Annotated in this window: 14 protein-coding genes and 2 pseudogenes; 6 read left to right on the plus strand and 10 right to left on the minus strand. The window is 72.8% G+C overall.

The genetic code is table 11. The annotated features are described in order from the left end of the window. The first annotated feature begins 1 nt into the window (after position 1). From BM385_RS11790 to BM385_RS11810, 5 genes are all read left to right on the plus strand, one after another. Complete coding sequence (locus BM385_RS11790) at positions 2-370, plus strand: YbjQ family protein (protein ID WP_019431980.1); 369 nt, start codon at positions 2-4, stop codon at positions 368-370. A 9-nt stretch (positions 371-379) separates the two neighbouring features. Beyond that, entirely contained in the window at positions 380-982 is a 603-nt protein-coding gene (locus tag BM385_RS11795; protein ID WP_093843012.1) for a DUF7691 family protein, read from the plus strand. Between the two features lie 131 nt (positions 983-1,113). Then, a complete protein-coding gene (locus BM385_RS11800) occupies positions 1,114-1,371 on the plus strand; it encodes a hypothetical protein (protein WP_019431982.1) in 258 nt (85 codons plus the stop codon). After that, positions 1,368-1,757, plus strand: a complete 390-nt coding sequence (locus BM385_RS11805; RefSeq protein ID WP_026047128.1) for a PIN domain-containing protein — start codon at positions 1,368-1,370, stop codon at positions 1,755-1,757. Before BM385_RS11800 ends, BM385_RS11805 begins: the two co-directional genes overlap by 4 nt. Positions 1,758-1,854: 97 nt before the next feature. After that, on the plus strand, positions 1,855-2,568 hold the full coding sequence (locus BM385_RS11810) for a bleomycin resistance protein (RefSeq protein WP_019431984.1): 714 nt from the start codon (positions 1,855-1,857) through the stop codon (positions 2,566-2,568). On the opposite strand, the gene BM385_RS27735 is transcribed toward BM385_RS11810, so the two are convergent. The 10 genes and pseudogenes from BM385_RS27735 to BM385_RS11855 all read right to left on the minus strand — a co-directional run bounded on the left by BM385_RS27735 (position 2,555) and on the right by BM385_RS11855 (position 11,077). Next, entirely contained in the window at positions 2,555-3,304 is a 750-nt protein-coding gene (locus tag BM385_RS27735; RefSeq protein WP_254791567.1) for an alpha/beta fold hydrolase, read from the minus strand. The genes BM385_RS11810 and BM385_RS27735 overlap by 14 nt on opposite strands. Beyond that, a pseudogene (gene kynU, locus BM385_RS27740) lies at positions 3,299-4,510 on the minus strand (kynureninase); the annotation flags it as partial. The gene BM385_RS27735 and the pseudogene kynU, both read right to left, overlap by 6 nt. Then, positions 4,503-5,324, minus strand: coding sequence for a tryptophan 2,3-dioxygenase family protein (locus tag BM385_RS11820; protein ID WP_019431986.1), 822 nt, complete (start codon positions 5,322-5,324; stop codon positions 4,503-4,505). The pseudogene kynU and the gene BM385_RS11820, both read right to left, overlap by 8 nt. A 142-nt stretch (positions 5,325-5,466) precedes the next feature. Next, complete coding sequence (locus BM385_RS11825) at positions 5,467-5,880, minus strand: DUF3151 domain-containing protein (protein ID WP_019431987.1); 414 nt, start codon at positions 5,878-5,880, stop codon at positions 5,467-5,469. 41 nt (positions 5,881-5,921) lie between these two features. Continuing rightward, a complete protein-coding gene (gene fbaA, locus BM385_RS11830; protein ID WP_019431988.1) occupies positions 5,922-6,944 on the minus strand; it encodes a class II fructose-bisphosphate aldolase in 1,023 nt (340 codons plus the stop codon). Between the two features lie 159 nt (positions 6,945-7,103). After that, on the minus strand, positions 7,104-7,640 hold the full coding sequence (gene pyrE / locus BM385_RS11835) for an orotate phosphoribosyltransferase (RefSeq protein ID WP_093843324.1): 537 nt from the start codon (positions 7,638-7,640) through the stop codon (positions 7,104-7,106). 11 nt (positions 7,641-7,651) lie between these two features. Continuing rightward, positions 7,652-8,506, minus strand: a complete 855-nt coding sequence (locus BM385_RS11840) for an aldose epimerase family protein (RefSeq protein WP_093843014.1) — start codon at positions 8,504-8,506, stop codon at positions 7,652-7,654. A 22-nt stretch (positions 8,507-8,528) separates the two neighbouring features. After that, positions 8,529-9,599: an SRPBCC family protein gene (locus BM385_RS27105; protein WP_093843015.1), complete on the minus strand. Its 1,071-nt coding sequence runs from the start codon at positions 9,597-9,599 to the stop codon at positions 8,529-8,531. 135 nt (positions 9,600-9,734) lie between these two features. Next, a pseudogene (locus BM385_RS11850) lies at positions 9,735-10,523 on the minus strand (spermidine synthase); the annotation flags it as partial. Then, positions 10,520-11,077 carry a DUF2617 family protein gene (locus BM385_RS11855; protein ID WP_019431993.1) on the minus strand — a complete coding sequence of 186 codons (558 nt, stop codon included), beginning with the start codon at positions 11,075-11,077 and terminating at the stop codon, positions 10,520-10,522. The gene BM385_RS11855 and the pseudogene BM385_RS11850, both read right to left, overlap by 4 nt. Positions 11,078-11,521: 444 nt before the next feature. Between BM385_RS11855 and BM385_RS11860 the strand changes: the two genes are divergently transcribed. Continuing rightward, on the plus strand, positions 11,522-13,279 hold the full coding sequence (locus tag BM385_RS11860; RefSeq protein WP_019431994.1) for an ABC transporter family substrate-binding protein: 1,758 nt from the start codon (positions 11,522-11,524) through the stop codon (positions 13,277-13,279). The last annotated feature ends 56 nt before the right edge of the window (positions 13,280-13,335 follow it).

The following is a 13,335-nucleotide window of genomic DNA, read 5'->3' on the forward strand; positions in this document are numbered from 1 at the left end:
CATGGACATCGAGGACTTCGGGGGCGGGCCCAGCGCCGAGGCGGAGGTGCTGGTGGTGACCACGGACGACGTGCCCGGGCGGCGGGTCGCGCGGGTCGTCGGGGAGGTGTTCGGGCTGACCGTCCGGTCCCGCAACCTCGGCAGCCAGATCGGCTCCGGCATCAAGTCGATGTTCGGCGGCGAACTGCGCGGGCTGTCCAAGACGCTGGCCGAGACCCGCGCCCAGGCCGTGGAGCGCCTGATCGAACAGGCCAGGGCGCGCGGCGCCAACGCGGTGCTGGCGATGCGGTACGAGGTGAGCACGGCGGACTTCGGCACCGAGGTCTGCGCGTACGGGACGGCGGTCGTGCTGGTCGACGCCGATTCCTAGACTGCGGCCATGAGTTACGGACTGAACCTGTTTCTCGTCGATCCCGCGCTGGTGCGCGGGATCGTCGGCGGCAGGGACGAGAAGCAGCGGCGGATGATGGGCGGCCGGTTCAAGCGGGCCATGGCCCGGGACGACGACTGGTTCGCGGACCGGATAGCCGAGGGCGCGCCCACGGCGTACGAGGCACTGCGCGCGGTGATCGACGGCGGCCCGTTCGATACCGCGCACGCCTTCCAGTACGCGTACGCCTATCAGCGGATCTGCGAGTTCCACGGCCGGCGGCTGGACAACAGCAGCTTCTCGCCGTTCCGTTACGGCTGGCTGGGCCGGGTGGACGAGGGCCTGACGGCGCTGGGCGTCACGGCGGTGGAGGTCACCTCCTTCACGTACGCCGACTTCCCCGCGCCGCTGCCCCGTCCCGAGGAGTTGCCGGGCCACGGCACATGGAGCGCGGCCGACTGCGCCCGCGCGCTGAAGGAGTGGGAGGCCACCACCCCGGACCAGCGCGCGGCGCTGGACCCGGAGGTCCGGGAGGCGGTCGAGTCGATCGCGGACTGGCTCCGCCACACGGCGGCGAAGCCGGACACGGGCGTCCTGGGGTTCTTCTCCTGAACCGGGCGCCTCGTGGCACGACGGCGGTCGCGCCGGCCGGCACCGGCGCCCGGCCGGTCCGGCCTGATAGCGTGCGGGCATCTGCCATGGGTACGTACCCGTACCCACCCGGAGGCCGAAGGAGTTCTGCCGTGACCGATGCCAACATCCGCATCCCCGTCGAGGCTCGTGACCGGCTGGCCCGGATAGCGGCCGACGAAGGGCTGTCGCTGCGCGCCTATCTCGCCCGCCTGGCGGATTCGCTGCTGACCCCGGAGGAGCGGGCGGCCCGAGCGGAGCAGACCCGGACGGCGCTGCGGGAGTGGAACGGGTACGACCCGACGCCGGCCGAGAAGAGCGCGCTCGACGCGGAACTGGACCGCCGGCTGGCCAAGGCGTTCGCACCATGAGCGATGCCGTGCACTTCATCCTGGACGAATCGGCCCTGCTCGCCGCCGGTTACGGCAATGTCATGGCCTCCGGGCTGATCCACCGGTCCGCGGAGGTGCCGGGCTGGTACGTCCACGTGCCCGTCTGCGCCCTGGTGGAGGCCGATCGCCGACGCCCCGGCACCGCCGAACACTTCGCCTCACTGCCCGGCATCACCGTGCTGGAGCTCGATCTGCCCGCCGCGCTCGCTCTCGCCCGCGAGACGACCTGGGCCGATGCCCACACCCGGTATGCGGCGGCCCCCACCCCGGAGCGCCCCGACGGGGCCGTCATCGCGACGACCGCACCGGAGAAGTGGCGGGGCGCCCACGTGCGGGTTCTCGATCTCTCTCCCGACGCTCCCTGACCCCGGGTCCCCGGCGTGCGCCGCCTCTTCCGAGGGGCAGCGGGCAAGCGGGCATCGGCATCCCGGCCTGTAATCAAATTTGACTAGACTGCGCCGCATGACCGAGAAAACCATTCCGCTGCTCACCTGCCGGGACATCGCGCCGGTCGCCGCGTTCTACCGGGCCCTGGGGTTCGCGGTGACCTTCGAGCAGAAGAGCCCCTACGCCTACCTCGTCGTCGAACGCGGGGCGGTGGAGCTCCAGTTCCACGGCATGAAGGACTTCGACCCGCAGACCTCCCTCGGTGGCTGCTACATCCTCACCGACGAGGTCGACGCCCTCCACGAGGTGTTCCGGGCCGGGCTCAAGGACGTCTACGGCAAGGTGCCCACCCGGGGGCTGCCCCGGATCGGGCCGGTCAAGGACATGGCCTACGGCGTACGGCAGTTCCTCATGACCGACCCGGGCGGCAACTCGATCCGGGTCGGACAGCCGACCGGCGGGGACGGGCACATCGCGCCCGCCCCCAAGGAGACCTTCGCCCGCGCCCTGCACTTCGCGGTCCTCTTCGCCGACTCCAAGGAGGATCTGCCCGCCGCCGCCAAGGTGCTGGACCGGGCGCTCGCGCTGACCCACGAGCGGCCCACCCCGGAACAGCGCGTCCGCCTCCTCGTCCTGCGCGCCGACGTCGCCCACCGGCAGGGCGAGGACCCCGCCGGGGTCGCCCGGCGGCTGGCGGAGGCGGACGCCGTCCCGCTGACCGACGCGGAACGGCACCGCATACCGGACGATCTCGCCCGGCTCGCCGAACTGCGGCTCACCCTCCGCTGAGCACGTCCAGCAGCCGGGCGCCGGCCGCCGTCCCCGGGTCGACCGGAGCGTAGTGGCCGATCCCGGGCAGCGGGATCAGCGTGGCGCCGTGCCGGGTGGCGTAGGCGAGGGACTGGGCGAGCGGCACCTGACCGTCCTCGGTGCCGTGCAGCACGGTGACCGGCACCGGCGGGGCCGGCAGCCGGAGCGGGTCGGCCGCCGCCGGCGGCTCGCCGAAGCAGGCGCCGACCGCGCCCGCGCCCAGCCCGAGCCGGGCCGCCTCGCGCAGATCGGCCACCGGCGAGACCGCCACGGCGCGCGCGACGCGGCCCGGAGCACCGGCCGCCGCCCACAGCGCCAGCTGGCCGCCGGCCGAGTGGCCGGCCAGGGTCAGCGGCCCGGTGCCGGGCAGGGCCGCCAGGGCGGCGCGCAGATCCTCCCCCGCCGTGGGCCAGGCGCCGGGGCCGCGCCGGTACTCGACGAGCGCCACCGGCACGCCCCGGTCCGCCAGTGCGGCGGCCAGCGGCGCGAGATGGGCGCGGTCGTACCCGGTGCGCCACCAGCCGCCGTGCACCAGGACCACGCGCGGGTCCCCGTCCCCGTACAGGTCGACGACCCCGTCCGGGCCCGGCCGGTAGCGCAGCGTACGGTCCGGCGGCGCGGGCGGCCGGGCGAGCAGCGCCGCCGCCTCCTCCCCGTCCCGGCCCTCGTCGGGGGCCCCGGCCGGGGCCGGGCGGCGCGGTGTCCCGGCCAGCACCTCGGCCAGGGTGCGCGCGGCGCGCTCCGTCTCCGCGAACGAGGTGTACAGCGGGGTGAACCCGAACCGCAGCACGTCCGGTTCGCGGAAGTCGGCGATCACCCCGCGCGCCGCCAGTTCCCCGGTCACCCGGCGCGCGTCCGGGCAGCGCAGCGCGACCTGGCTGCCGCGCCGCCCGGGCTCCGCCGGGGTGAGGACCGGCAGCACCCCCGCCAGGCAGCGTTCGAAGAAGGCGGTCAGCGCCAGGCTCTTGGCCCGCACCTCCGACAGGTCCACGCCGTTCCACACCTCCAGCGCGGCCTCCAGGGCCAGCAGGGACAGGATCTCCGGGGTACCGACCCGGCCGCGCGGCGCGCCGGGTGCCGGGCGGTAGCGCGGGGACATCGCGAACGGTTCGGCGTGCGAGTTCCAGCCCGGCAGCGGGGAGTCGAACGCCGCCTGGTGCGCCGCCCGGACGTACAGGTACGCGGGCGCTCCGGGCCCGCCGTTCAGATACTTGTAGGTGCAGCCGACCGCGAGATCGACGCCGTCGGCGTCCAGCGCGAGCGGCAGCGCACCGGCGCTGTGGCACAGGTCCCACACGCTCAGCGCGCCCGCCGCCCGTACCGCCGCCGTGATCGCGGGCAGATCGTGCAGGGCGCCGGTGCGGTAGTCCACGTGGTTGACCAGGACGGCCGCGGTGCGCGGGCCGGCCTCGGCGGCGATGTCCCCGGCCGGGACGGGGCGCAGGGTGCGGCCCGTCAGCCGGGCGGCAGAGGCGGCGATGTAGCCGTCGGTGGGGAAGGTGGTGGCGTCCACCAGGATTTCGTCACGTCCTTCCGGTGCCAGCCGGACGGCGGCCACCAGCGCCTTGAAGACGTTGACGCTGGTGGAGTCGCCCACCACCACCTGGCCGGGCGCGGCACCCAGCAGCGGCGCGATCCGGTCGCCGACCCGCTCGGGTGCGGTCCACCAGCCGGACTCGGTCCACGAGCGGATGCGCAGCCGGCCCCACTCGTGGCCGATCACCTCCGCGATCCGGCCGGGGACGCCGCGGGGCAGCGCGCCCAGCGAGTTGCCGTCGAGGTAGACGGTGTCGTCCAGTACGAACGCGGCGCGCTTGGTCCGCAGCGGGTCGGCGGCGTCCAGCCGGGCGGCCTCCGCCGCCGCGTCCGCGGTCGTCGTCGTGGTCGTGGTCATCGCCTGCTCCGTCTCCGTCTCAGACATGGCTGCGCGCCGTCCACAGTTCGGGGAAGACATGCTTGGCCGCCCGCTTCTCCAGCCAGGCCACCCCGGCCGATCCCGCGGTCCCGGTCTTGCCGCCCATCGCGCGCCGGGTGGCCACCAGATGGTCGTTGCGCCAGCGCCACACCAGCTCCGCCACCTCGGTCAGCGCCTCGCCGAGCGTCAGCAGCGGGCCCTCGCCCGCCGCGTACACCCGCTGCCAGGCGGCCTCCACCGCCGGGTGCGGCTCGTAGCGGGCCTGGAAGTCGCGGGCCAGCACCTCGGCGGGCAGCGGCGCCTCGCCGTGCCGGGAGAGATAGCCGAGCGCCTCGTCGTACAGGCTCGGTTCGTGCAGCGCCTTGGAGAGTTCGTCGTGGACCTTCGGGGTTCCCCGGTGCGGGACCAGCATGGCGGCCGACTTCTCGCCGAGCAGGAACTCCAGCCGCCGGTACATCGCCGACTGGAAGCCGGAGCCCTCCCCCAGGGCCGCCCGGTAGGCGTTGAACTCGCCCGGGGTGAGGTGGGCCAGCGGCTCCCAGGAGGCGTTGAGCGCGGTCAGCTGGTAGCCGGAGCGGCGCAGCGCGGCCAGGGCGCGCGGCAGGTCGTCCTCGCGCAGCGCGTCGGCGGCCGTGCGCCATTCGTGCACGATCACCGTGAACCACAGCTCCATGACCTGGGTGGTGACGAGGAACGCCATCTCCCCCGGGTCCTCGGACAACGGGCGCTGGAGGTGGGTCAGCACCTCGGCCCGTACGTAGTCCTCGTACGGTGTGCTGCCGTCGTGGGTCAGCGTCGGCTCGCCGGTGGTGTCCGACATGGCTCGCTCCTTCGCACGGTCGTCCGTCGTCCCCGGGATCGCCGGGTGTCAGCGGCAGATTACGTGGAGGACGCGCAACGGGCGCCCCTCCGTCGTGCGGTGGGGCGCCCGGGGGCTCGGCCGTGCCCGGGGTGCGGCCCGATCAGGACAGGGTCTCGGCCGCCGTCGGGGAGCTGTCGCGCAGGAAGGTGGTGCAGCGCTCGTACTCCTCCTGCTCACCGATGGCCTGCGCGGCGCGCGCGAGGGCGTGCAGGGCGCGCAGGAAGCCGCGGTTGGGCTCGTGCTCGAACGGGATGGGGCCGTGGCCCTTCCAGCCGTTGCGGCGCAGGGCGTCCAGGCCCCGGTGGTAGCCGGTGCGGGCGTAGGCGTACGAGGCGACGGTGGCGCCCTCGGCGAACGCGTCGTCGGCGAGCTGGGCCCAGGCGAGCGAGGAGGCCGGGTACGCGGCGGCCACCTCGGCCGGCGCGGTGCCGGAGGCGAGCAGGTCGCGCGGCCCGGGGTCGTCGGGCAGATGGGTCGGGGGCGGGCCCCCGAGCAGGTTCTCGTGAAGGGACATGCCGTCCAGTCTGCCTGCTCGGGGGCGGTGCGCCGACCTCGCTACTTCAGGCGGGTGCCGGTGGAGCGCAGGTCGCCGCAGGCCTGGGTGACCCGGGCGGCCATGCCGGCCTCGGCCAGCTTGCCCCAGCTGCGCGGGTCGTAGGTCTTCTTGTCGCCGACCTCGCCGTCGACCTTCAGCACACCGTCGTAGTTGCGGAACATGTGGTCGGCGACGGGCCGGGTGAAGGCGTACTGGGTGTCGGTGTCGAGGTTCATCTTCACGACGCCGTTGGCGAGCGCGGTGACGATCTCCTCGCGGGTGGAGCCGGAGCCGCCGTGGAAGACGAAGTCGAACGGGCTCTCCTTGCCGTAGCGCTCGCCGACGCCCTCCTGGAGGTCCTTGAGCAGTTCGGGGCGGAGCACGACGTTGCCGGGCTTGTAGACGCCGTGCACATTGCCGAAGGAGGCGGCCAGCAGGTAGCGGCCCTTCTCGCCCAGGCCCAGGGCCTCGGCGGTGCGCAGCGCGTCGTCGACCGTGGTGTACAGCTCGTCGTTGATCTCGTGGCTGACGCCGTCCTCCTCGCCGCCGGTGGGGGTGATCTCCACCTCCAGCACGATCTTGGCGGCTGCGGCGATCGCCAGCAGTTCCTCGGCGATCTCCAGGTTGTCCTTCAGGGTTTCGGCGGAGCCGTCCCACATGTGGGACTGGAAGAGCGGGTTCTCGCCGCGGGCGACGCGCTCCTTGGAGAGCTGGAGCAGCGGGCGGACGTAGCCGTCCAGCTTGCCCTTGGGGCAGTGGTCGGTGTGCAGCGCGATGTTCACCGGGTACTTCTCGGCGACGACGTGCGCGAACTCGGCCAGCGCCCGGGCGCCGGACACCATGTCCTTGGCGTACTGCCCACCGAGGAACTCGGCACCGCCCGTGGAGATCTGCACGATGCCGTCGCTCTCCGCCTCGGCGAAGCCGCGCAGCGCGGCGTGCAGGGTCTGCGTCGAGGTGACGTTGATGGCGGGGTAGGCGAACCGGCCTGCCTTCGCCCGGTCGAGCATCTCGTTGTAGACCTCGGGGGTTGCGATGGGCATCTGTCCGCTCCTTGATATCCGTGCGGGTCCGCGTCCCGCCCATCCTCCCAGACCGGAACAGATGCACCAGTGCGGTGGGCACCCTATGCACGGAGGGTCACCGTTTCACGTGAAACAGTGACCCTCCGTAGCGATCCGGGGGCGGAGCGCACCGGGCGGTCAGCCCAGGCCCAGCTCCGGCAGCCCGTAGATCTGCACATACGGCAGCCCGGCCGCCTCCACCGCCGGGGCCGCGCCCCGCTCGATGATCACCGCGACCGCGACGACCTCGGCCCCGGCCTCGCGCACCGCGGCCACCGCCTCCAGCGCCGAAGAGCCGGTCGTGGAGGTGTCCTCGACCACCAGCACCCGGCGGCCCGCCACCTCGGGGCCCTCCACCCGGCGTTGGAGCCCGTGCACCTTCTGCGCCTTGCGGACCACGAACGCGTCGAGACGCCGGCCGCGCGCCGCGGCGGCGTGCAGCATCGCCGCCGCCACCGGGTCGGCGCCCAGGGTCAGCCCGCCGACCGCGTCGTATTCCAGATGCGCGGTGGCCTCCAGCAGCACCTCGCCCACCAGCGGGGCGGCCTCCCCGTCCAGGGTGATCCGCCGCAGGTCGACGTAGTAATCGGACTCCACTCCGGAGGAGAGGGTCACCTTGCCGTGCACCACGGCCTTGTTCTGAATCTGCCGCAGCAGGGTCTCACGCGCGTTCATGAAAGCCGACATTACGGCAGCCGCCGCCAGGTCCAGACCGTGGAGATCTCCAGCGGCTCGATGGGGGTGACCAGGTGGGGGGTGGTGTTCAGCCCGTCCGGCGGCCCCGACTGCGGTTCCACGCACACCGCTTCGGCCACCTCGTCGTAGATCACCACCCACTCGGTGCGGCTGGTCACCTTCAGCTCCAGCTGCCCGGGCCAGGTGAGCGTCACCGCCACCCCCTCCGGCATGCCGAAGCAGTCGTCCCACGGCCCCGGCAGCGGCGCGATCCGCTGCCCGGTGGGCAGATGGTCCGCCCCGCGCTCCTCCTGCCAGCCGGCCGTGAAATCCAGTTCCACCCCGGGGCCTTCCGGGGTGAGCCGGCGCGAGAACCACGGGTGCCAGCCGGCCTGCGCGGGGAAGGACACCCCGTCGGTCTCCACCCCGAGGGTGAGCGTCACCCCGCCGCCGTCCTCGGCGAGTTCCACGGTCTGGGTGACCAGACCGGCGTACGGCCAGGCATCCCCCTCCGGGCCGTCCCCGCCGATGGCCCGGCTGAACGTCGCCGTCCGCTCACCGGCGCGCAGCGTACGCCAGGGCCGGCCCCGTACCGTCCCGTGCATGGCGTGCTGCTGGCCCTCGGCCACCGGCAGCCGGTGGGTGAGCGCGCCGTTGCGGAACCGGCCCTCGCGGGTCCTGCCGCACCAGGGGGCCATCACGAAGGAGCCGAAGCGCTCACCCTGCCGGAGCAGTTCGGTGCCGTCGATCAGCAGGGAGGAAATCCGCGCGCCCTCGTCGGGACGCACCGTCAGCCGGGTGTCGCCGGCCCGCAGCACGACGGCCGGGTCCGGGGTGCCGGGGCGGTCTGAGTCATCCGTGGTCACCCGAAGACCATAACGAGCCCGCTCAGCGCCGCTTGCGCAGTACCCGTCCCACCAGCACCGCCGAGGCCAGCGCGAGGGCGGCGGCGGGAGCCACCCAGCGCAGCGGGATCGAGGCCGCGCCGCCGCTGCCCGGCGGCGGCTCGGGGGCGTACCGCCCGCGCGGCGGGGCGTGGTCGACCTCCTCGGCGCTGCGGCCGATCATCGTCCGGCGGGCGAAATCCGCCTCGGGGGCGGGGGTGTGACGCCGTACCGCCTCCTCGCCGTCCTCCTCCAGATCCTCCAGATCGTCCAGGTCCTCCAGCGCCTCCAGGTCCTCCAGATCCTCCAGACCGTCGAGTTCCTGGAGGTCGTCCAGCTCGCGCAGCCCATCCAGCCGCTCCAGGCTCTCCAGGTCCTCGAACTCCTGCCCGCCGTGCCCGGCCCGGTCGGCCGGCTGACCCTCGGGGGCGGGGATACCGGGGATGACGCGTTCGTTGTCGTCCGGCTCCCCGATGCCGCCGGCCCCGGCCACCGGCGGTACCTCGCCGCGCTCGACCTCCTCCTGGCCCAGCTCGGCGACCAGCGCCTCCAGGAACCGCTCCAGCAGCCGGCGGCCCGCCGCCTCACGCTGCCGGGCCTCCAGGGACCGCAGCCGGCCCGTGCTCTCCACGGTGCCGCTCAGGACCAGGGTGGTGCCGGAACCGTCCGGCAGCGGGGTGGGCACCACGGTGAGGGCCAGCGCCGCGCTCCCGGTGCCGCGCGCCTCGCGGCCCTCGGCGGCGACCGTGACGACGCCGGTGTCCTGCCGGGTGGCGAGGGTGAGGGTGCCCCGGTAGGTGATCGAGGTGTTGCCGGCCCGCAGCCGCAGCCGGCCCGCCACCGTGGCGGGGGCGGTCGCGGCGTCCGGTTCGGAGGCCGGGTCCGAGGCGGCGGCGGAGGAGGCGGCAGTGGACGAGGCGGTGGCGGGGGAGGCGGTGGACGCGCCCGCCGACGGCCCGGCCGGCTGCTCCCGGTCGGGTTCGAGGCCGGGAACACAACGGGCGACCCGCTCCGGATCGGCGAGCGCGCTCCGCAGCACGGCGGCGGAGAACGGGACGTAGACCTCGTGTTCCATGGGCCGACCCTACCCACTGGGGCCGCTTAAACGACTAGTCCGACACAGGACACGGATTCCGGCCACCCCAGCAGGGGCTGCCCGGGGCCGGTCACCGGTGGCTCAGTCGGCCGGCCGCGCCGTTCCGTACTCGGCCAGTGCCCGGTCGGTGGCCGTCTCGAGCGGGCCCATCAGGGGGATCAGCGCCAGCAGGACGGCGATCACCCCCGCGTTGAGCGCGAGCAGCCGCCACCGGCCGGCCCGGGTCAGCTCCCGCCGGAACAGCCACAGCACCAGCAGGCCGCCCGCCGCCGCGTTCACGGCGCCGGTGACCAGGGCCGCCGACAGCCGGCCCAGCAGCGGCAGCAGCAGAAAGGGGAACGCCAGGCCACCGAGCAGCGCTCCCACATAGTCGGCCGCCGACAGATCGGCCACCGCCCGGTCCGCCTCCTGGGCCCGGATCCGCTGGAACAGGGCCATCAGCAGCGGCATCTCGGCACCGATCAGCACCCCGATGGCCAGCGCGTACCCGCACAGCGCCCACCGGGCCTCGCCGCTCCACACGTAGGAGAGGTGGAGCGCCATGGCGCAGCTGCCGCCCACCAGCCCCAGCAGGGCCTCGATCAGCGCGAAGTTGGCGGCGGCCCGCCCGCGCAGCCGTTTGGCGGCGAGCGAGCCGATGCCCATCGCGAAGACCATCAGGGAGAGCACGACCGAGGTGTGGGTGACGGTGTCCCCGATCAAGTGGTCGGCCAGCGCGATCAGTTCCAGCTCGTAGACCAGCCCGCAGGCCGCGCAGACGAAGACGCCCGCCAGCACCAGCGCCCGCCCGACGCCGGGCGGCACCGGAAGCCCGCCCCCGGCGGCCGGTGTCCCCCGCCCGTAGTCCGGGCCGGAGCGCCGGGGCGCGCGCCGCCCGGGCGAGGCCGCCGAGCGTGCGCTCACGAGCCGGACATGACGTCACTCCCCGCGCCCACCCTGTCCCCCACGGGAGTGGCGTGCACGCCGATTCTGGTCCTGGTGACCACCAGGCGCCGCTCCTGCGGGTAGGCGTGCCAGGTACGCCAGTGCACATGAGCGCCGCGGCGCTGGGCGAGTAAGGCCGTGAAGGCGTGCGGATCGCCGGGGAAGGTGGCGGCCAGTCCGTGGGGGTGCTCGGCGACCAGGGCGAGCAGTTCCTGGGCGCGCCCGGCGAAGGAGCCGGCGCTCAGGGTCTCGACCCGGGCCGCGAAGGCGTAGTCGAAGCCGCCGACGCGCTTGGAGACACCGAGCGGCAGTGGCGTTCTGCTGCCCGGCATGCAGGCCACCGTCTCGGAGCAGGAGTCGTCCAGCGCGCTGAGCAGCACCTGGTGGGAGGCACCCAGCACGCGCAGTTGAACGCTCGCGCCGCCGAGTTCGAGATCGAGGGTGGCCAGGGACGGCAGGGGCTCGCGGCCCAGGGCCCAGGCCAGATCGTCGGCACTGGTGTCGGTATAGGCGGTGTGAATGGTGGTGAGCATGGGTCGGCTCCCGCATGCACGCAGTTCGATGGTGAGCGGACCGGCCGTGGAATACCCTCGGCCGCCCGTCCGCCGGGCCCGGCAGGCACTGGGCGGGGCGCCCAGGCGCTGAACCCGGATACGGACTTCACCGAATCATGGAACCCGCCGCCCCCACAGCGTTTTTACCCAACTTCACCAGGTTTCCATCCCCCCGGGGTCAGGGTGGGTCAGGTGTTCTCCTGTCCGTGACCGTAATGCGAACACCCGTTCACGTTGCCGATGTGCTAGCGGCATTGAAACGCCCGTTTGTTCCATATATCCGCGTAGATGCAGGTAACAACTCAGCCTGTTTCACATCTCGGCTGCACAACGGTCACTCTTGCGCACTTGTTCGCGCCCGGTTCTGTGACGAAGCTCTCCGCAACTTCACACTACAAGTCATCACACCGTGGAAGGCCCAAGATGACCCGATTCGGAAGGGCGTCGAAGCTGGGCGCTGCTCTCCTGGGAGGCGCACTCGTCCTCTCAGCATGCGGCAGCGACAGCGACGGCGGCGACGACACCGACAACAACAACGCCGGCGGGGGCTCGGCCGACACCGTCACGCTCGCCTGGGCCCAGCCGCTGGACAGCTACAACCCCACCACCGCGGGTGCCAACTCCAACGCCAACGGCACCATACTCAACGGCACCGTCGGCGGTTTCTGGGGGTACGACGGCGAGCGCGGTCTGGTGACCCCGCACGAGGAGTTCGGCACCTACGAGAAGGTGTCCGACGACCCGCTGACGGTCGAGTACACCATCAACGAGGCCGCCGTGTGGTCCGACGGTGTTCCGATCGACTGTGATGACGTCCAGCTGTGGTGGACGCAGAACAGCGGCGCCATCGACGGCCTGTTCTCCGCGGTGGGCATCCAGGGCATCGAGGACACCACCCGCCCCGAGTGCGAGCCGGGCGGCAAGTCCTTCACCCTCGTCTACGACACCCCGTACGCCGACTGGGAGACCGCCGGCCCGGGTGTGGGCAACAACAAGATCATGCCGGCGCACGTCGTCGCCCGTGAGGGCGGTCTGAGCGACGAGGAGTTCCTCGCCGCGCTGCTGGCCGAGGACGCCGACGCGCTCGCCGACGCCGCCAAGTTCTTCAACGAGGGCTGGCTGATCAACGGCTCGCTGCCCGACGAGTCGATCATCCCCTCCTCCGGCCCCTACAAGCTGACCGGTTTCGAGGAGGGCCAGTCGGTCACCCTCACCGCCAACGAGGCGTACTGGGGTGAGCAGCCGGCCACCAAGACCATCGTCGTCCGCCAGGTCGCCGAGGAGCAGCAGGTCCAGGCGCTCCAGAACGGCGAGGTCGACGTCATCCAGCCGCAGCCGACGGTGGACGTCGCCAACCAGCTGGAGCAGGCCAGCGGCATCCAGACCCACCTGGGTGACCAGTACACCTACGAGCACTGGGACTTCAACTTCGACCGGGGCCCGTTCTCCGAGTCGCTCGCGCTGCGCCAGGCCTTCGCGCTGTGCGCCCCGCGCCAGCAGATCGTCGAGAACCTGATCCAGCCCATCGTGCCGGACGCCGAGGTCAAGAACATCCGCAGCCTGGCCCCCTGGGACCCGGGCTACGAACTGGGCGTGGACGCCGTCGCCCCGGTGATCGCCGAGTTCGGCACCACCGACATCGAGCGCGCCCGCCAGATCCTGGAGGAGGAGGACGCGGTCGGCACCAAGATCCGCGTCGAGACCCTGGACAACCAGCGCCGCAACGACTCCGGCGCGCTGGTGAAGGCGTCCTGTGACGAGGCCGGCTTCGACGTCGAGTTCGTCTCCTCCGCCGACTTCTTCGACACCACCGGTGGCCTCTCGCAGGGCACCTTCGACGTCGCCCAGTACGCCTGGATCGGCTCGAACCAGATGTCCGGCTGGAACTCCACCTTCCGCAGCCCGGCCGAGTGCTCGGTCGAGGGCAAGGGCAACAACAACGGCTGCTACTCCAACGCCGAGCTGGACCAGCTGCTCAACGACATCCTGGTCGCCCCCAACCCTGAGGACGCCCAGGCCATCGCCGCCGAGATCGAGCTGAAGCTGTGGGAGGACATGGTCACCATCCCGATCTTCCAGCACCCCGGCATCACCGCCTGGGGCGACAGCGTCCAGAACATCGTTCCCAACCCGTCCCAGGGCTCCATCACCTGGAACGTGCACGAGTGGTCCAAGGGCTGAGGCCGCGGCGGTGACGGCCGCCGGCACCACCCCTGACGGGTGAGCCGAACGCCGCA

The sequence above is a fragment of the Streptomyces harbinensis genome (assembly GCF_900116145.1).
GTDB classification, from domain to species: Bacteria; Actinomycetota; Actinomycetes; order Streptomycetales; family Streptomycetaceae; genus Streptomyces; species Streptomyces carpaticus.